Source organism: Streptomyces mashuensis (assembly GCF_014654785.1).
Lineage (GTDB): Bacteria > Actinomycetota > Actinomycetes > Streptomycetales > Streptomycetaceae > Streptomyces > Streptomyces mashuensis.
In genome coordinates this window covers 294782-313470 of sequence record NZ_BNBD01000005.1, presented here as the reverse complement: position 1 = coordinate 313470, position 18689 = coordinate 294782, and the positions used below count along the sequence as shown (strand labels likewise).

Genomic DNA, 18689 nt, shown 5'->3' with positions numbered 1-18689 from the left:
CCGGGACGGTAAAAGGCAGTGAGCACCAGGCCGCACTGAGGCCAGTACGTCCCTGCGCCCGGGCAGCAACGAGGTCGTGGGCTACCGGGTGACTGGTGTCCGCCACAACCGCCTGCCAAGCACCAGCTGCAGCGAGTTGATACCAGGCAGCCGGCTCCTGGGGCAACGGCAGCGGGGCGTCGGACCACTCCTGGTGGTCGGTGAGGACGTGCCAGATCCCCCCCTCGGCGGTGTGACACCGGGACGCTGCAGCCAGCACCTGACGCCGCGTCATCAGTTGGTCCGCCGGCAGCGAGGCCAGCCCGCCCCCCGATTCAGTTGGCCACGCGGGCCACGGCGAGGCGAGGCGAGGACCGGTATCCAGAGCCACTGCCGAGCAGATTGATGCCAGCGAACTCGTCAACAGCGCCACGACGGTGGATCGGCCACTACCCCCCGTAGCGGCCATGACCGGTACTACGACTCTCGCGTGCGTGGGCAACTGCATGGCTGGTTGCGGCGCCTTGGCCACCCTTCCCCCGAATTTTCAACTGCATTGGACAGCCCTACCCCCAGCTGCCCGTCGTGGGATAAGTCTAAGGTCAGGTCATGACAGCGCAGAGCCGGATGGATTTGTCGACTAAGAGTCAGACACGCCTCATCCCCACTCGACGAAGTGATGAACCTCTGTCCGCATTGGGGCGACTATTCACCAAATCGCCCGCTTGTGGATCACATCACGACGCTCGTTGATGCCACGTCATCCCCTTTTGCCTGGTGTGACAATGTCACCGCCGATGTTGGCGGCCGCGCTCGCTCGACTCCACGTCTGAAGGACTTGCGTCGACTGCTGGAGCGCGCCGCGGCCATCGGCGCCCAGGACAAGGGGGGATGAGTGGGCGCCAAACGGGGACTGCTGCTTGCAGCTGGAATAGTGCTCTTGGGGCCGATCGCCCTGGCACTCGCACTCATCCTGCTCATTGCATCACTCGGCGACAGTGGTGGCTTCAATGCCAGTGCTGCTGGCGGCGGTCTCAAGGTAGGAAAGGGTGGTGTTCCCGCTCAGTACGCCGGACTCGTCCAGGCAGCCGCCGACAGCTGCAAGGAGGGACTGCCGGCGTCCATTCTGGCGGCTCAGCTGTCGGCCGAGTCGGGGTTCGACCCCACGGCATCGTCGAGAGCCAACGCAAAGGGAATTGCGCAGTTCATCGACAGCACGTGGGCGACGGAAGGCGTCGACGGCAACGGCGATGGCAAGAAGGACGTCTGGGATCCGGCGGATGCCATCCCTGCCCAGGGAAAGATGATGTGCGACCTGCTGAGGCAGTTCAAGAAGCATCCCGATTACAACGGCTCCCCCATCGAGCTGGCGCTCGCCGCATACAACGCCGGACCGTACGCGGTCGAACGCGTCAAGGGCATCCCCCAGAACGGCGAGACCCCCGGGTACGTCGCCGACATCATCAGGGAATCGAAAAACTTCGCGGCGGCCGACGGCGGAGGCGGATCCTTCACCGATGGCCAGCAGAGCTGGAAGCTCAACAACCCGAGAAGCGTCGATGAGGCCATCGCCTGGGCCAAGGCCCACGCCGGCGATGGATCCTCCAGCGGCTGGTACAACCGTTGTCTCGCCTTCACGGCGATCGTCTACGGCTGGAACGTCTCCGGCGTGCAGTACGCCATCGACCATTACGGCGTGGTGCCCAAGGAAATGCAGCACACCGACCGCAACCCTCCCCCCGGTGCCCTCATGTACTGGGACACGGGCAGTCGCGCCGGACACATCGCCATCTACCTCGGCCAAGGAAAGATCGTTTCCAATGACATCCTGCGCCAGGGGTACATCGACGTCGTGGATGCCGACGCGATCGAGAAGAAGTGGGGAGCCAAGTACGTAGGCTGGACGCCGCCCTACTTCCCCAATGCCGGATGAAACGTTTCTTCTGAACTGGAAAGCGCTATGCGACTCCCCGTGCAGCACGACGACGACCCCATGCTCCCGTGGGGTACCGTCACCGCGGATTTCTGGGCGACCACCCACCAACAGGACGACACAACGGACCAGTCTGCGCCCCCCGTACCGTCGGAACCGGCTGTCCGGGAGCCCGTCGCTGACGGCGGCGCCGACGAGTCGGTGCCACCACCCCCGCAGCCCTACCAGCAGAGAATCGCTGCGGTCACGGCTGCCTTCAGCACAGCTCAGGACTCGGAGGCACTCGCGGCAGCCGAGGCCGAGGCCCAACTCCTTGACCAGGAGATCACCGCGCAGTACGGGCCGGCGCACCCGTACACGATCAACATCCGGGAGCTGCGGGGCTGGCTGGCCCACGTCAAGGGGCAACATGGCGTGGCAACTCGTTGGTACCTGCATACGGCAGGCTTGCAAGGGTCTGCGCTGGGGCCCCGTCACAGAATGACCCGCGAGTCGGCCCACCGCGCCGCCCACACCTGGAACAGCATCACCGACTACGAGGAAGCCCTCGGCCTGAGCTCCGAACTGCTGGACGTACTGGCGGCCAGCAGCGGCGAGGGCAGTGCGGCGTTCCGCTCTGTCCTCGCTCGCGTGAGGAAACTGCGGGCAGGACGGCCGAAGGAACCCACCCGCAGAACGGTGTCCTGACCGCGGTGCGGCTCACTGCGCAGCCGGGTCAATCGCCTGGGGCGGCTGTTCCTGCGGTTCGAACGCCGGGACCAGGTCGCCCGAGGCGTTCTTCAGCGCTGCCCAGCGGGCCTCGCGGGAGGCCGGGTCGTGCCATTCCTGGGGCGCCGCCTCCGGGGTGGGCGGCGGGGTGGCGCGGTCGCGGCGCGGTTTCTTCCACCAGGGGCGGCGTTCGCGGGCAGGGCCGGGCCCCGGGCTCGCGGGGGCCGGGGCCTGGTGGGGCGAGAGCGACGGCTCGGACCTCGCCGCTGGCGGGGGGTCCGCCAGTTCCGGCGGCTCCGGGGACGGGGACACCGGCGGGCGGCGGTCCGCGTCCTGGCGGGGCCTCAGCGGGAGCGTCTCCGGCTCGTACGTGACCGTTTCCGCCGCCTCCGGCACCGGCGCGCCCGGCACGCGGAACCCGAACCATTCGGCGAGAGAGCGCCACCAGGAGCGCCGCTCAGGCGCCACGGCAGGCCCGGCAGATACAGGCGCCACCGGGCGCGGGGCCGGTTCCTCCACCGCGAGGCCCAGCGTGTGGCCGACCCGGCGCCAGCCCCTCAGCCGTTCCGTACGCTCCCGCATGACCTCACCCTCCCGCGCCCGCAGCACCGTGCCGCGCCGCCACCGCACGACGAGCGCCCCCGGCACGCCCACCGCCGCCGCGCAGGCCGCGACCGTCGCACCCATGCGCCAGCCGCACGGGCCGAACGCGGCGAGCGTCGACCGGCCCACCGGGCCGCCCGACGCGTAGCCCAGCGCCATCGTCAGCACGCCGCACAGCACCGCGCCCAGCACGGCCGTCGCGGCCGTCTCGCACCGTCCCGGCAGGTCGTCGTCGCGCCGTACCGCCGCCCTGGCCAGTGCCGCTCCGGTGGCGGCCGTGACCGCCGCGGCGGCGGCCAGGCCGGCCGGGCCCGCCGGGCCGGGCGCGGGCAGCGCCGCCAGCAGCGGGAAGTCGGGCAGCCGGGGCCGGGGCGGCGCGGCCACCGCGAGCGGGGCGACGACGCTGCCGGCGCCTACCGTGAAGCCGGTGCCGAGCCCGTACGCCGCGGCCCACACGACGGCGTTGGGCAGCAGCGCGGCACACAGCACCGCCACGGACACCCGCCCCGACCAGACCGGCGACAGCTGGGCGAACGCCTCGCGCGCCAGCCCGGCGTGCAGGCCCAGCGCGGCGGCCAGCAGAAGCGTTCCGCCGATGAGCAGCGTGACGGTGGCGGCGATACCGGCGCGGACCACCCCGGCCAGGTGGTCGTGCGTGAACCAGCGGCGCACCGCGGCGGGCACCACCCGGCGCACGGCGGGCGGCGCGGGCCATCCGGGGCGCCCTGCCGCCGTCCACACGCCCGCCCCGATGAACACCGCCGCGCACAGCGGGACGAAGAGCAGCGCGCTCAGCGGCGCGACGCGCACGGGGCCGTACGACGCGTAGAGCACGGCGGCCGCAGCCACCAGCAGGTAGCCGCCCAGCATGGCGGCGAAGGCGGTGCGCGGGGGTGGTCCGGGGGCCTCGGGCGGCCAGTCCTCGGGCGGGTCGAGGGCGTGCCGCGCGGCCCGGTAGAGCAGCGTGCAGGGCACGACGGTGCAGGCCAGCGGCGTGAGGCCGACGGGGACGGTGCCGCTGCCGAGCTCGGTGCCGCGGACCAGGTCGGCGCCGTGCGCCAGCAGCCAGACGTCGGCGGCGACGCGCAGCGCTCCGCCGGGGCCGCTGTCCGGGTACGGCGAGATGATCCACAGGGCCAGCACGGCCATGGAGAAGACGCCGAGCCCGAGGCCGGCGGCGAGCACGCCGCCGAGGAACACCGTGCTCGCCGCCGACCCGCCGGCCGGCGCGGGGCGGTGGGGCGACGACGGCGGGGTGCCGTGCTCGGCGTACAGGCTCACGGGGGCCATGCTGCCAAGAACGCACCGTTGGTGCCTGTAGCTGGCATTTGACCGTCGTGTCGCTTTCGCCCGGGAAGAGCAGACGGCCCCCGGACGGGCAGCGGTACGGCGGCGGGCCCGCACCCCCTCGCAGGGGTGCGGGCCCGCCGGGAACCTCGCGGAACCGGTCTACGGTCAGCCGGCGAGCGCGGCGCGCGCCAGGCGGGCCGTCTCGGACGGGGTCTTGCCGACCTTCACGCCCGCGGCCTCCAGGGCCTCCTTCTTGGCCTGCGCGGTGCCGGACGAACCGGACACGATCGCGCCGGCGTGGCCCATCGTCTTGCCCTCGGGGGCGGTGAAGCCGGCCACGTAGCCGACGACCGGCTTGGTGACGTGCTCCTTGATGAAGTCGGCCGCACGCTCCTCGGCGTCGCCACCGATCTCACCGATCATGACGATCAGGTCGGTCTCGGGGTCCTCCTGGAACGCCTTGAGGGCGTCGATGTGGGTGGTGCCGATGATCGGGTCACCGCCGATGCCCACGCAGGAGCTGAAGCCGATGTCGCGCAGCTCGTACATCATCTGGTAGGTCAGGGTGCCGGACTTCGACACCAGACCGATGCGGCCGGGCTTGGTGATGTCGGCCGGGATGATGCCGGCGTTCGACTGGCCGGGGCTGATCAGACCCGGGCAGTTGGGGCCGATGATGCGGGTCTTGTTGCCCTTGGCCTGGGCGAGCGCCCAGAACGAGGCGGTGTCGTGGACCGCGACGCCCTCGGTGATCACGACGGCCAGCGGGATCTCGGCCTCGATGGCCTCGACGACGGCGGCCTTGGTGGCCTTCTCCGGCACGAAGATGACCGTCACGTCGGCGCCGGTCTTCTCCATGGCCTCCTTGACGGTGCCGAAGACCGGGATCTCCTTGCCGTCGAAGTCGACCGTCTGGCCGGCCTTGCGCGGGTTGGTGCCGCCGACGATGTTGGTGCCGGACGCGAGCATGCGCCGGGTGTGCTTCTGGCCCTCGGAGCCGGTCATGCCCTGGACGATGACCTTGGATTCCTTGGTGAGGAAGATAGCCATGGTGTGGTGTCCCTCGTCCCTTACTTCGCAGCCAGCTCGGCGGCCTTGTCGGCCGCGCCGTCCATGGTGTCCACCTGCTGCACCAGCGGGTGGTTGGCGTCGGTCAGGATCTTGCGACCCAGCTCGGCGTTGTTGCCGTCGAGGCGCACGACCAGCGGCTTGGTGACCTCTTCGCCCTTGGACTCCAGCAGCGCCAGGGCCTGGACGATGCCGTTGGCGACCGCGTCGCACGCGGTGATGCCGCCGAAGACGTTGACGAAGACGGACTTGACGTCCGGGTCGCCGAGGATGATCTCGAGACCGTTGGCCATGACCTCGGCGGAGGCGCCGCCACCGATGTCGAGGAAGTTGGCGGGCTTGACGCCACCGTGGTTCTCACCGGCGTAGGCGACGACGTCGAGGGTCGACATGACCAGACCCGCGCCGTTGCCGATGATGCCGACCTGGCCGTCGAGCTTGACGTAGTTCAGGCCCTTGGCCTTGGCGGCCGCCTCGAGCGGGTTGGCGGCGGCCTTGTCCTCGAGCTCCTCGTGCGAGGGCTGGCGGAACTCGGCGTTGGCGTCCAGCGAGACCTTGCCGTCGAGCGCGATGACGCGGCCGTCGGCGACCTTCGCGAGCGGGTTGACCTCGACGAGGAGGGCGTCCTCGGCGACGAAGGTCTTCCACAGGGTCACGAGGACCTCGGCGACCTGGTCCGCGACCTCGGCCGGGAACTGGGCCTTCTCGACGATCTCGCGGGCCTTCTCCGGGGTGACGCCCTCGTTGGCGTCGACCGGGACCTTGGCGAGCTTCTCGGGGGTCGTGGCCGCGACCTCCTCGATGTCCATGCCGCCGGCGACCGACGCCATGGCGAGGAAGGTGCGGTTCGTACGGTCGAGGAGGTACGAGACGTAGTACTCCTCGGCGATCTCCGGAGCGGTCTCCGCGATCATGACCTTGTGAACCGTGTGGCCCTTGATGTCCATGCCGAGGATGTCCGTCGCGCGGGCGACGGCCTCGTCCGGGGTGGCGGCCAGCTTCACGCCGCCGGCCTTGCCACGGCCGCCGACCTTCACCTGAGCCTTGACGACCGAACGGCCGCCCAGACGCTCAGTGGCCTCGCGCGCCGCCTCAGGCGTGTCGATGACTTCACCGGCCAGCACCGGTACACCGTGCTTGGCGAAGAGGTCCCTCGCCTGGTACTCGAACAGGTCCACGCGCGTCCGTCCCTTTTCTGGATATCGCGGTTCGTTGTCTGCGCGGGCGTGCCGCGGGGCAGCGTGAGGACGCGATCTATTACGAGGGCGGCACACGTTCACCGTTGACGCGGCATGTCCGTCTCGCAGGTTATCCCCGTGGAAGGGAGCTCCCTAAATCGCAGGTCACACTCGGGCCGTGATTACGCTCACAGATCGCGACGGCACCCGCACGCATACGGGTATACCGTCCGGCGCGCACGGCCGCAGCCCGGCACCCGTCACACGGGCCCCTCGGGTATCGGCAGCGGGCGCTTCTCCAGGGCTGCCGCCATGACCTCCGGGAAGAGGTCCGGGGTGCAGGCGAAGGCCGGCACGCCCAGTGCGGCCAGGGCCGCCGCGTGCTCGTGGTCGTACGCCGGGGCGCCCTCGTCGGACAGCGCGAGCAGCGACACGAACTGCACCCCGGACGCCTTCATGGCCGCGACCCGCTTCAGCATCCCGTCGCGGATGCCGCCCTCGTAGAGATCACTGATGAGGACGACGACGGTGTCCGCCGGCCGGGTGATGCGCGCCTGGCAGTACGCCAGGGCGCGGTTGATGTCCGTGCCGCCGCCCAGCTGGGTGCCGAAGAGGACGTCGACCGGGTCGGGCAGGTGGTCGGTGAGGTCCACGACGGAGGTGTCGAAGACGACGAGCCGGGTGCGCAGCGACCGCAGGGAGGCCAGGACGGCACCGAAGACGGACGCGTGGACGACGGAGGCGGCCATCGACCCGGACTGGTCGATGCAGAGGATCACGTCCTTGGTCACCGCCCGCGCGGCGCGCCCGTGACCGACGAGCCGCTCGGGGACGACCGTGCCGTGCTCGGGGAGGTAGTGCCGGAGGTTCGCACGGATCGTGCGGTTCCAGTCGATGTCGTGGTGGCGGGGGCGGGAGGTCCGCGCGGACCGGTCCAGCGCGCCGGTGAGGGTGGCGCGGGTGCGCTGGGACAGCCGCTTCTCCAGGTCCTCCACGACCTTGCGGACCACGGCACGGGCGGTCTCCCGGGTGGCCTCGGGCATGGCCCGGTTGAGGGAGAGCAGCGTTCCGACGAGGTGGACGTCCGCCTCGACGGCCTCCAGGAGCTCCGGCTCCAGCAGCAGCTGGGACAGCCCGAGCCGGTCGACGGCGTCGCGCTGCATCACCTGAACGACGGACGCGGGGAAGTACGTACGGATGTCCCCCAGCCAGCGGGCGACGCGCGGCGCGGAGCCGCCGAGGCCGCCGCGGCGCGCACCGTCGCCGCTCTCGTGGCCGTAAAGGGAATCGAGGACGCGGTCCATGGCGGCGTCCCGGCCGCCCAGGGTGCCGAGCGCGCCGCCGCCCTCGGCCCCGAGGACGAGCCGCCAGCGGCGGAGCCGCTCGGCAGCGGGGTCGGCGGGTTCGGCGGCGTCGGCGATCGTCGCCTCGGTCATGGCTGTGTCCCCCTGTTCGTCGTGGCGCTTGCCGCCGTGGCGGGTGTGGCCGTTGCGACCGGGCCGAGCAGCAGGCGCAGGGTGGGCAGGACGGCGTCCGCCCGCTCCTCGTCGAGGACCGCGCCGAAGCCGGCCGCGTCCCCCTCCGGCGCCGGCGCGCCGCTGCCGCACCGGACCTGCTCCCCGAGCGTGCGGCGCACGCCCGCCTCGAAGGCGGCGAACGTACGGCGCAGCAGCGGCAGGACGTCCGTGAAGGCGCCGGCGGGCACGGACGTCAGCCAGGCGTCGACGAGACCGAGGAGCCGCGCGTCGTGGACGAGCACCGTGCCGCCGGCGCCGCCCCCGAGGAACCCGTCGATCCATGCGGCCCCCTCGGCCGGCGGCGTGCCGGGCGACAGGGCGAGCCCCATGAACCGGGCGACGCGCTCGTCGTCGAGTTCGCCGTCGTCGAGCAGCAGCCGGACGGCACGCCCTCGTATCGCGCCGGGCAGCCCGTCCCGGGACGCAAGGGTGCGGAGGACCCCGGACCAGCGGCGGCGGAGGGCGGCGCCGGAGCCCGCCGTGTCCGTGGCCTCCATGACCTCCGCCAGCAGCCCCACCGACCCGTGCACGCCGTCCAGGTGGCCGCGCATCGTTGCCGCCGCGTCCGGGGCGAGGCCGGTGCAGGCGGCGGGCAGGCCGACGACGATGCGTTCGGCCAGGCCGCCGGCGACGCCGGCCAGGGCGGTGGCGTCCGTGCCGCGTACGTCGCCGTAGCGCACGGAGCGGACCAGGGCGGGCAGGGCCTGGCAGAGGTGGGCGACGTCGGTGTCGAGCGCGGCCCGGTCGGCGAGGACGCGCAGGACGGTGGGCAGGGCGGCGGAGAGGCCCGCGAGCAGGCACTGCTCGGCCAGCGCGGTGACGTCGGACAGGGCCGCCCCCGCGACGGCCCCGGCCTCCGCCCGCGCGGTCGCGGCGCCCTCCACGGTCGTGCCCCACACGGCCGCCTCGGCGAGCCGTACGGACAGCTCCGGCTCCCAGCACAGCCGCCACGTCTCGCGGAACGTGCCGAGCCCGCCGCGCGGGACGACGGGCTCGCCCCATCCGACGCCCAGGATCCGCAGGCGGTGCAGCAGCCGGCTGCGGGCCGCGTCGGTGTCCTTGCGCAGGTCGAACTCGCGGTCCCGCCGGCCCGCCTCCGGCTTCAGGCGCAGGCTGCGCTGGAGCCGGTCCAGGTCCCGCCGGAGCGGCGACGCGGGCGCGCCCTCGGGCACCTCGCCGAGCTCGTCGCCGACGACCAGCCGGTCGTGGACGAGGGCCAGCGGCACGTCGGAGCCGTCGCACAGCACGGCGCGGGCGGCGTCCGTGGTCTCGGCGAGCCCGGCCAGCGGCCGGCCGCGCAGGGCGGCGAGGGTCTCCGCGAGCCGGACGGCCTCGATGACGTGGGCGGACGAGACGGGGTGCCCCTCGTCCCGCAGCAGCCGGGCCACCTTGGTCAGCCAGCGCTCGACCGGCCGGTCGGCGGCCTCGAAGAGGTGGCCGTACCAGCCGGGCGAGGCGATGCCGGCGCCGTAGCCGCTGTGCCGGGACAGCCGGCGGTGGGTCCACGGCACCCAGCTCAGCTCCGCCTTCACCTTGGGCAGGCCCTTGAGCAGCTGCCGGTCGGCGGTGACGGTCCGTACGGCGGTGAGGGCGGGCACGTGCCACGCGCCGCAGACGACGGCGATCCCGTCGCCGTACGCCCGCCGGGCGTCGCGGATCCTCAGCCGCATGTGGGCCTCGCGCACGGCGTCCCGTGCGTCCTCGCCCTCACCTCCGAAAGCGTCGCGGAGTTCGCGCATGGCGTCGGCGACGGCGCGGAAGGGCGCGAGCACGTCGCCGTCCGGCGGGCCGCCGCGGCGGTGCTCGACGGCGTCCTCCCACCAGGTCTCCGGGTCGTCGTACCCGCCGGCGGCGGCGAGGGCGGCCAGCGGGTCGAGCCGGACGGCCGGGGCAGCCGCAGCGTCTGCGTCCGGTTCGGGGGCGGGCGACGCCAGCGTGTGGGCCGCCGGCAGGTCGATGAAGCGGAACGGGACGTCGTGCGCGAGGGCCCAGCGCAGGGCCGTCCACTCCGGCGAGAACGCCGCGAACGGCCAGAACACCGCCCGTCCCGGGTCGTCCACGGCGTGGGCGAGCAGCGCGACGGGCGGCCGCATGTCCTCGTCGGCGGCCAGGTGCACCAAGGCGTCGGCCTCGGGCGGGCCCTCGACGAGCACGGCGGCCGGACGGGCCCGGTCGAGCGCCGCCCGGACCGCCCGCGCCGAGCCGGGCCCGTGGTGGCGCACGCCCAGCAGCAGCGGGGCGTCCGGGGCGGCGGTCGGGGTCATGCCGCCGCCTCCCGGCACGCGCGGTAGAAGTCCTGCCAGTCCTCGCGCTCCCGCACGACCGTCTCCAGGTACTCCTGCCAGACGACGCGGTCGGCGGCCGGGTCGCGGACGACCGCGCCCAGGACGCCGGCGGCCACGTCGCCCGCCCGCAGCACGCCGTCGCCGAAGTGCGCGGCCAGCGCCAGGCCGCCCGTGACGACGGAGATGGCCTCGGCCGTGGACAGCGTGCCGGACGGCGACTTGAGCTTCGTCCGGCCGTCGGCGGTGACGCCGGCCCGCAGCTCGCGGAAGACCGTCACCACGCGGCGGATCTCGTCGATGCCGTCGGGCGCGGCCGGCAGGTCGAGGGAGCGGCCGAGCTGGTCGACGCGGCGCGCCACGATGTCCACCTCGTCGTCGGCCGTGGCGGGCAGGGGCAGCACGACCGTGTTGAAGCGGCGGCGGAGCGCGCTGGACAGGTCGTTGACGCCGCGGTCGCGGTCGTTGGCGGTGGCGACGAGGTTGAACCCGCGGACGGCCTGCACCTCCTCCCCCAGCTCGGGGACGGGCAGGGTCTTCTCCGACAGGATGGTGATCAGTGAGTCCTGGACGTCCGCGGGGATGCGCGTCAGCTCCTCGACGCGGACCGTCATGCCCTGTTCCATGGCGCGCATGACGGGGCTGGGCACGAGCGCCTCGCGGCTGGGCCCGTGGGCGAGGAGCCGGGCGTAGTCCCAGCCGTACCGCACGGCCTCCTCGGCGGTGCCGGCGGTGCCCTGGACGAGCAGCGTGGAGTCGCCGCTGACGGCGGCGGCCAGGTGCTCGGAGACCCAGGTCTTGGCCGTGCCGGGCACGCCCAGCAGGAGCAGGGCGCGGTCGGTGGCGAGGGTCGTGACGGCCACCTCCACGACGCGTCGCGGCCCCACGTACTTGGGCGTGATCACCGTGCCGTCGGGCAGGGTGCCGCCGAGCAGGTACGTGGCCACGGCCCAGGGCGAGAGGCGCCAGCGCGCGGGCCGCGGCCGGTCGTCGGCGGCGGCGAGCGCGGCGAGTTCGCCGGCGAAGGCGTCCTCGGCGTGCGGCCGCAGGACCTGTTGCACTCTGTTCTCCGGCTGTCCGGGCATGGTCACAACTCCCCCTCGTCGTGCGGTCCGGAGGTGCTCCGGGGTATGCCGGAAACCCTGCACCACGGCACTGACAATCGGCCGTCTGCGCAGGTCGGCCGCGGGCCGGGGCCGATTGTCAGTGGCGGCTCGTACCGTCGGGGACATGAATGCGCAGGGGGAACGCCTGACGGTCGAACAGGTGCTGGCGCTGGCGCCCGACGCGGCGTCGCGTGCGGCGGGGACACGGCTGGCCCTGCCCGGCCCGTGGTCGGGCACGGGTGCGTGCAGTACGGGTACGGGCGGGCGCGTGCTGTGGGGGGAGTGCAAGGGCAGCGGCGGCCGGCCGTACCGCACGGTGGTCGCCCTGGCGCACGCGGACGGGCCCGCGTACCAGTGCAGTTGCCCGAGCCGGAAGTTCCCGTGCAAGCACGCGCTGGGCCTGCTGCTGCTGCTGTGGGCGGAGGGCGGGGACGCCGTACCGGAGGGAGCCGGCCCGCCGGAGTGGGCCGCCTCCTGGCTGGACCGTCGCCGGCAGCGCGCCGACGAGGCAGCGTCCGGCAGGGCGGTCGACGCGACCGGCGGCCCGGCCGACCCGGCAGCGGCACGCCGCCGCGCCGAGCGCCGGGCGGCGCGAATGACCTCGGGTGCCACGGAGTTGGAGCAGCGCCTGACGGACCTGATGCGCGGCGGCCTGGCGGGCGTACGCGACGCGGGGTACGGGCAATGGGACGAGACGGCCGCCCGCATGGTCGACGCCCAGGCCCCGGGACTGGCGGCACGGGTGAGGGACGTGGCGTCGGTCGCGGGGGCCGGCGGGGGCGACTGGGCGGCGCGGCTGCTGGAGGAGTGCGCGCTGCTGCACGCCCTGAACCAGGGGTTCCTGCGCGTCGGCGAGCTGCCGGAACCCCTTGCGGCCACGGTGCGTTCACGGGTGGGCCTGACGTCCGACGCGGCGGCCGTCCTGGCCGCCGGACCGCTCGTGCGCGACCACTGGCTCGTCCTGGCGCAGCGGGACTCCGACGACGGCCGGCTCACGACCCGCCGCATATGGCTGTACGGCCGCGGAACGGGCCGCATGGCGCTGCTGCTGTCGTACGGGGCGGCCGGGCGCGCACCCGAACTCTGCCTGCCGGTGGGCATGTCCGTCGACGCCGACCTGGCCTTCCCTCCGGCGGCACGCCCACTGCGCGCCGTACTGGGCACCCGCCATGCGGCGCCCGTCGCGTGCCCCGAGCCGCCGCCGGGCGGTGACACGGCCGCGGCGCTGCGCGCGTACGGCGAGGCGGTGCGGGACGACCCGTGGCTGGAGGCGTGGCCCGTGGTGCTCGCGGAGGTGACGCCCGTACCGGGCGAGGGCGAGCTCGGCTGGCAACTGGCCGACGCGTCCGGCGGATCGGCGCTCCCGGTCGACCCCCGCGGCAGCGGTGACAGCCTGGGCCTGTGGCGCCTGGCCTCCCTGTCGGGCGGTGCACCCCTGCGGGTCTTCGGCGAATGCGGCCACGCGGGCTTCACACCCCTGGCGGCCTGGGCACCGGCGCAGCTGCCGACGCTGGTGCAGACACCGCTGCCGACGCCGGTGCCGCTGTGAGCCCGCGGCCGGGCGTTCAGCGCCCCGCCCCCACGACCAGGAGCATCCGGAGCACCCCCGGGAGACTCGTATGCCTCGTATGACCAGCACCACCGTCACCCATACGGCCGCCGCATCGTCCGCCTCCTGGGCCGGACTCGTGGCCGCCGCCCTGCTCGGCACCGACCGCCGTACGCCGCCCGTCACCCCGCGCCCCGGCCAGGACGTGGCCGGGGCGCTGCTGGACGCCGCCGCCGTGCGGACCGTACGGCGACGGGCCGGGCTGCTGCCCGTGGCCGCGCGTACGGTGCCCGGACCCGCCCCCGAGGACGTACGGCCGCCACTGCCCGAGGCGGCCCGGCGGCGGCTGGAGCAGCTGCTCGCCGGCCGGGCCGCCCCTGGCGGGCGCCGCGGCAGCACCCCCGACCTCACCGAGCTGCTGCCCCAGTGGCTGGCCGCCGCCAACCGCCATGGCTACCGTGCCCCGGCGGACCTGCTGCCCGCACTGCTGGAGGCGGCCCGGGCCCGCAGCGACCTCCGGCAGGAGGCGCTGGCCCTGGCCGGCCCCCGCGCCCTGTGGCTGGCCCGGCTCAACCCGCAGTGGAAGTACGCGCTCCGCGAGGGAGCCGGCGTGGGCGTGGCCGACCCGCGGCAGGCGCAGCGGGTGTGGCGCGAGGGGCTGTTCGCCGAGCGGGCCGCCGCCCTGGCGGCCCTGCGCCGTACCGATGCCGCCGCGGCACGTGAGCTGCTGGCCTCCACCTGGGCCGAGGAGCGGGCGGAGGACCGGACGATGTTCCTCGACGCGCTGGGCGAGGGGCTGTCCCTGGCCGACGAGCCGTTCCTGGAACAGGCGCTGGGCGACCGCGCCCGCAACGTCCGGGCGACGGCCGCCGCCCTGCTGTCCGCGCTGCCGGGCTCCGCCCTGTCCGCGCGCATGGCCGAGCGTGCCCGTGCCTGCCTGGCCCCCGGCCGCGCCGGTGACGGCACGGTCGCCCGCATCCTGGTCGAGGCGCCGCACGAGTGCGACGCCGGGATGGAGCGCGACGGGGTGGAACCCACCCCGCCGCCGGGCCGCGGCGAGCGGTCGTGGTGGCTGGGCCGGCTCGTGGAGGCCGCGCCACTGTCCCTCTGGCCGGCACGCCTGGGTGTGGCCGGCGCGGAGGAGGCCGTCGCCCTGCCGGTGGCCGACGGCTGGCGGGCCGACCTGCACGCCGCGTGGGCCGGCGCCGCCGTACGGCAGCACGATGCCGCGTGGGCGCGGGCGCTGCTGGGCCCCGCCGACGAACCGCCCCTGCCCGAAGGGGCGCCGGGGCTGGACCCGGCGCGGCTCCTCGCGGTGCTGCCGCCCGGGGAACGGGCGGAGTGGGTCGCGGAGTTCGTCGCGGCCCACGGCCTGTCGCAGGCGTTCCGGCTGCTGGGGGTGTGCGCGGTGCCGTGGGCCGAGCCGCTGGGCCGGGCGGTGGTGGACGCGCTGGACTCCGCCCGGGACGCCGGCGGCTACCCGTGGAGCTTCAGCGGGGTGATGGGCCTGGCCGAGCGCTGCCTCGATCCGGACGCGGCCGGCCGGCTGGAGGTGCTCACCACCCTGCCCGCCGGGCCGGACGAGACGGAGGTGACGGCCGGTGCCGCGGGCTACTGGGCCGAGGCGTTCGGACGTCTCGTGGGCACGCTGCGGCTGCGCGCCACGATGCGTACGGAACTGCAACCGGCGGCACAGCAACCAGCGGCACGGCAACCGGCGGCGGGACCGGCCGGGCCCCTCGGGGCTGCTACGCCCCCGCGGGCTGGCGGATGTTCGCCCTGACCCACTCCACGATGGCCGTCGTCGTCGCGCCCGGGGTGAAGATCTCGGCCACCCCGAGCTCCTTGAGCGGCGGAATGTCCGCCTCCGGGATGATGCCGCCGCCGAAGACCTTGATGTCCGCCGCGTCGCGCTCCCGCAGCAGCTCTATCACCCGGGCGAACAGCGTGTTGTGCGCGCCGGAGAGGATGGACAGGCCGATCGCGTCGGCGTCCTCCTGAATGGCGGTGTCCACGATCTGCTCCGGCGTCTGGTGCAGCCCGGTGTAGATGACCTCCATGCCGGCGTCGCGCAGCGCCCGCGCAATGACCTTGGCGCCCCGGTCGTGGCCGTCGAGCCCCGGCTTGGCCACCACCACACGGATCGGACCGGTCACTCCCATCACTGCCTCCATGTACGACTGCCCGCGGGTACAGGTCTTCCCACGGGGCCGGGGATGTGAACGAACGTTATCGCCAGCATCCCGCAACCGGCAGTTTCACGGCGGATACCGAGGGGGAAATCACACGTGGGGACATCACGTTCACGACGCACCGCTCCCGCGGGCACCCACGCCCACCGGCACACCGCCCGCCGCGGCCCGCCGCCGCAGGTCCAGGAGCGGCCGTCAGGGGAGCCAGGACGAGGCCCGCCGCACCACTGCTGCCGTCAGCCGCCCGGCACAGGGGCCGCGCCGGGCCGCGTACGGCTACCCACGACGGGCACACGGGGGACAGGGCCGCTCCCCGTCTGCCGTTCGGGAGGTCGGTCGGCCATGGGCACCATGCCCTTGCTCAGTACGCTCTTACGCACGTGTGCTCTTGTGCGCCCACCGGCCGCGCTGCTGCGGTCCACGGTGCTCGAGCTGGCGATCCTCGCCGCCCATCTGCTGATCTATCCGACCGGCGTCGCCCAGGAACGCCGGCCGCCCCGGGTACCGCTCGCCCCGCCCCTCGCCGCACCACCCCGCGCCACGCCGTCCCGTACCGCGCCGGCCGCCGCCGTCACGGTCTCGGGCCCGCCCGCGGAGCCCGTCGGCGCGCCGCACGATGCGGCACACCCGCCCGTGCTGCTGCTGCACGGCTTCATCGACAACCGTTCGGTCTTCGTCTTCCTGCGCCGCTCCCTGCGCCGGAACGGCTGGCAGGAGGTCTGGTCGCTCAACTACTCGCCCCTGACGTGCGACCTGCGTGCCGCCGCCGCCCTGCTCGCGCGGCACGTGGAGGAGATCTGCGCCTCCACCGGCCACCAGCGCGTCGACATGGTCGGGCACAGCCTGGGCGGGCTGGTCGCCCGCTATTACGTCCAGCGCATGGGCGGCGACGCGCGCGTACGCACCCTGGTCACGCTCGGCACCCCGCACGGCGGGACCCGTGTGGCGCCACCCGCCTCCCTGCACCCCCTGGTGCGCCAGATGCGTCCCGATTCCGACGTCATTGCCGAACTCGCCGAACCCGCACCGCATTGTGCGACGCAATTCATCGCGTTCTGGAGTGATCTGGATCAGATCATGGTGCCGGTGCAGACCGCACGCATCGACCATCCCGACCTCGACGCGCGCAATGTCCGCGTCAGCGGCGTGGGACATCTCGCCCTGCCGGTGCACAGCACGGTGGCGATGGGCATCCGGCAGGCGCTGACCGTGGACGACGCCACGGCGGGCGCGGCAGGGGCCGCCTCGGTCGCCTGACCGCCACGCCCGGGGCGACCCGCCCGTACGCCGCGGTACACCCTTACGCGCACCGATGTCGAACGAATATCGAACGTCGAGGCGACCCATGACGGTTCAGTCCGCCAAAAGGCGGCTAAATGCCCGCCCTGTTACCCCGTGAAACGTGATGAAGATTGTCGTTGCCGCGTACCGCCGGGTACAGTCGCCGCTAATTCTCCTCCGCCAAGGCGAAATGGAAGTGGTGGTGAACGACCGTCACCCGTCGGCGGGCCAGGCTCCGTCCGTCCCCGCTCCCGAAGCCGCGTCGTCGTACGACCCGCACGGCCACATGGGTCACCACACCTCCGGCGCCGGCTGGGGCCACCAGCCCGACGGCACCTGGGGCGACAACACCGGGCAGACCGGGCAGTGGGGCGTCACCGGCCACACCCAGACCTGGGACTTCAGCGGTTACGACCTCGGCGCGCAGGACCACCACGCCACCGGCGCCTGGGACCTCGGGCAGCAGGCCTCCGGCCAGTGGGACGCCCACGGCTGGGACACCACCGGCTCCTGGCAGCAGCAGACCGGCCCGGCCACCGGCACGTACGGCACGGGCTACGACACCGGCGCGTACGCCACCGGCCCCTACGACACGGGGGCGCACCACACAGGCGCGCACCACAACGGCGCACACCACACCGGGGCGTACGACGCTTCCCCGTACGGCGGCGGTTCCGCCTCCGGCGACTGGGGCGCGCTCGCGGACGGCGGTACCGGCTCCGGCACGTACGCCGGCGGGGGTCACGACACGGGCGCGTACGCCGCCACCGCGTGGAACGTGCCCGCGGCCGGCCCGGCGGACACCTCCGGGCAGTGGGACCTGAGTGCCCAGCAGACGCAGACCTGGGACGCGTCCGCGTACGCCCACCTTGAGCACCAGCACCAGCACCAGCACCAGCACCAGCACCAGGTGCCCCACCAGCCCCAGGCCCCGCACTCCCCCACCCTCATGGTCGACGTCTCCGGCATCGACCTGACCGCCCCGGCACCGTCGATCCCCGCGCAGGCCACCTCCGGCAGCGCGGCCGTCGCCAACGCCGAGACCCGCGCGATGTCGGTCGTCGACTTCACCGGACCGGACGGCGAACCCGCGTTCGGCCTGCACTCCGAGGCGTCCGAGGCGGAGGACACCGAGCACGAGCACGCCGGCCACGCCGAGGACGGCGAACCCGCTGCCGCACCGGGCCGCGGCGCCCGCGGTACCTCGCGCGCCGGCCGGCGCAAGGGCGGCGCACCCGCCCGTACGGGCTACCGCCCGCGCCGCAAGGCGCTGCTCACCGTCGCCGTGCCCTCCGTGGCCGTCATGGGCGTGGCCGGCGTCGCCGCCGCGTCGGTGATGACCGGCGGCGAGAAGGAGGCCCCCAAGCCCACGGCCGCCTCCGCCCCCGACACCACCGTGAAGACCGCGGCCGCCAACAGCCAGCTCGACACCCAGCTGGCCGGCCTGAGCCGCGGCGCCGACGACTTCGCCACCCGCGCCAACCGCACCCAGGAACGCCTCGACCTCAAGGCGCGCCAGGAGGAGGAGCGCCGGCGCCAGGCCGAGGAGGCCGAGCGCAAGGAGCGCGAGCGGCCCAAGTTCTCGCTCCCCGTCGGCCAGCACGGGCTGAGCGCCTACTACGGGCAGGCCGGCATCAACTGGATGTCGGTGCACACCGGCATCGACTTCCCCGTCTCGTACGGCACCCCGGTCATGGCCGCCACCGACGGCACGGTCCGCACGCAGTACAACGTGGCCTACGGCAACATGGCCATAGTGACGTCGCCCGACGGCACCGAGACCTGGTACTGCCACCTCAGCAGCTACAAGCTCCGCTCCGGCAAGGTCAAGGCCGGCGACGTCATCGCCTACTCCGGCAACTCCGGCAACTCCACCGGCCCGCACCTCCACTTCGAGGTGCGGCCCGGCGGCTCGGCCGTCGACCCGCTGCCCTGGCTGCGCGGCCACGGCCTCGACCCGACCTGACGGGCGCGGGGCCCCGCGGCTCGCGCGGCCCCGCGGC

Annotated in this window: 13 protein-coding genes; 6 read left to right on the top strand and 7 right to left on the bottom strand. The window is 73.9% G+C overall.

Annotated elements, in window-relative coordinates; translation table 11 throughout:
* The first annotated feature begins 919 nt into the window (after positions 1 to 919).
* Both IE305_RS33025 and IE305_RS15650 read left to right on the top strand, forming a co-directional pair.
* A complete protein-coding gene (locus tag IE305_RS33025) occupies positions 920 to 1912 on the top strand; it encodes a transglycosylase SLT domain-containing protein (RefSeq protein ID WP_373311642.1) in 993 nt (330 codons plus the stop codon).
* Positions 1913 to 1939: 27 nt separating this feature from the next.
* Positions 1940 to 2599 (top strand): hypothetical protein, encoded by a 660-nt coding sequence (locus IE305_RS15650; RefSeq protein ID WP_190130170.1) that lies wholly within the window; start codon positions 1940 to 1942, stop codon positions 2597 to 2599.
* A gap of 12 nt (positions 2600 to 2611) precedes the next feature.
* Here the strand turns inward: IE305_RS15650 and IE305_RS15645 are convergent, their stop codons facing one another.
* From IE305_RS15645 to IE305_RS15620, 6 genes are all read right to left on the bottom strand, one after another.
* Entirely contained in the window at positions 2612 to 4504 is a 1893-nt protein-coding gene (locus IE305_RS15645; RefSeq protein WP_190130169.1) for a cell division protein PerM, read from the bottom strand.
* 174 nt (positions 4505 to 4678) lie between these two features.
* Entirely contained in the window at positions 4679 to 5563 is an 885-nt protein-coding gene (gene sucD, locus IE305_RS15640; protein WP_190130168.1) for a succinate--CoA ligase subunit alpha, read from the bottom strand.
* Positions 5564 to 5583: 20 nt separating this feature from the next.
* On the bottom strand, positions 5584 to 6759 hold the full coding sequence (gene sucC, locus IE305_RS15635) for an ADP-forming succinate--CoA ligase subunit beta (RefSeq protein ID WP_190130167.1): 1176 nt from the start codon (positions 6757 to 6759) through the stop codon (positions 5584 to 5586).
* A gap of 260 nt (positions 6760 to 7019) precedes the next feature.
* Entirely contained in the window at positions 7020 to 8195 is a 1176-nt protein-coding gene (locus IE305_RS15630) for a VWA domain-containing protein (protein WP_190130166.1), read from the bottom strand.
* Positions 8192 to 10540 carry a DUF5682 family protein gene (locus tag IE305_RS15625; protein WP_229891007.1) on the bottom strand — a complete coding sequence of 783 codons (2349 nt, stop codon included), beginning with the start codon at positions 10538 to 10540 and terminating at the stop codon, positions 8192 to 8194. Before IE305_RS15625 ends, IE305_RS15630 begins: the two co-directional genes overlap by 4 nt.
* On the bottom strand, positions 10537 to 11643 hold the full coding sequence (locus IE305_RS15620) for an ATP-binding protein (RefSeq protein ID WP_229891006.1): 1107 nt from the start codon (positions 11641 to 11643) through the stop codon (positions 10537 to 10539). The genes IE305_RS15625 and IE305_RS15620 overlap by 4 nt, the downstream gene beginning before the upstream one ends.
* Before the next feature lie 145 nt (positions 11644 to 11788).
* On the opposite strand from IE305_RS15620, the gene IE305_RS15615 reads away from it, so the two are divergent.
* The gene (locus IE305_RS15615) at positions 11789 to 13213 is read left to right on the top strand and encodes an SWIM zinc finger family protein (protein WP_190130165.1); all 1425 of its coding nucleotides are present in this window, start codon (positions 11789 to 11791) and stop codon (positions 13211 to 13213) included.
* A 70-nt stretch (positions 13214 to 13283) separates the two neighbouring features.
* The gene (locus IE305_RS15610) at positions 13284 to 14996 is read left to right on the top strand and encodes a DUF5691 domain-containing protein (RefSeq protein ID WP_373311641.1); all 1713 of its coding nucleotides are present in this window, start codon (positions 13284 to 13286) and stop codon (positions 14994 to 14996) included.
* Here IE305_RS15610 and icmB read toward each other — a convergent pair.
* On the bottom strand, positions 14962 to 15375 hold the full coding sequence (gene icmB / locus IE305_RS15605; RefSeq protein WP_190130164.1) for a coenzyme B12-dependent isobutyryl CoA mutase small subunit: 414 nt from the start codon (positions 15373 to 15375) through the stop codon (positions 14962 to 14964). The two genes, IE305_RS15610 and icmB, sit on opposite strands and share 35 nt — an antisense overlap.
* A 372-nt stretch (positions 15376 to 15747) precedes the next feature.
* Here icmB and IE305_RS15600 point away from each other — a divergent pair, with 372 nt between their 5' ends.
* Positions 15748 to 16662 carry an esterase/lipase family protein gene (locus tag IE305_RS15600; protein ID WP_190130163.1) on the top strand — a complete coding sequence of 305 codons (915 nt, stop codon included), beginning with the start codon at positions 15748 to 15750 and terminating at the stop codon, positions 16660 to 16662.
* 226 nt (positions 16663 to 16888) lie between these two features.
* Positions 16889 to 18652, top strand: coding sequence for a M23 family metallopeptidase (locus tag IE305_RS15595; RefSeq protein WP_190130162.1), 1764 nt, complete (start codon positions 16889 to 16891; stop codon positions 18650 to 18652).
* Positions 18653 to 18689: the final 37 nt, after the last annotated feature.

What these genes read in the sequence shown, in the direction of transcription:
- IE305_RS15650 (WP_190130170.1), top strand. Translation starts at nt 1,940, where the DNA reads ATGCGACTCCCCGTGCAGCACGACGACGACCCCATGCTCCCGTGGGGT.
- sucD (WP_190130168.1), bottom strand. Translation starts at nt 5,563, where the DNA reads ATGGCTATCTTCCTCACCAAGGAATCCAAGGTCATCGTCCAGGGCATG.
- IE305_RS15630 (WP_190130166.1), bottom strand. Translation starts at nt 8,195, where the DNA reads ATGACCGAGGCGACGATCGCCGACGCCGCCGAACCCGCCGACCCCGCT.
- IE305_RS15625 (WP_229891007.1), bottom strand. Translation starts at nt 10,540, where the DNA reads ATGACCCCGACCGCCGCCCCGGACGCCCCGCTGCTGCTGGGCGTGCGC.
- IE305_RS15620 (WP_229891006.1), bottom strand. Translation starts at nt 11,643, where the DNA reads ATGCCCGGACAGCCGGAGAACAGAGTGCAACAGGTCCTGCGGCCGCAC.
- IE305_RS15615 (WP_190130165.1), top strand. Translation starts at nt 11,789, where the DNA reads ATGAATGCGCAGGGGGAACGCCTGACGGTCGAACAGGTGCTGGCGCTG.
- IE305_RS15610 (WP_373311641.1), top strand. Translation starts at nt 13,284, where the DNA reads ATGCCTCGTATGACCAGCACCACCGTCACCCATACGGCCGCCGCATCG.
- icmB (WP_190130164.1), bottom strand. Translation starts at nt 15,375, where the DNA reads ATGGGAGTGACCGGTCCGATCCGTGTGGTGGTGGCCAAGCCGGGGCTC.
- IE305_RS15600 (WP_190130163.1), top strand. Translation starts at nt 15,748, where the DNA reads ATGGGCACCATGCCCTTGCTCAGTACGCTCTTACGCACGTGTGCTCTT.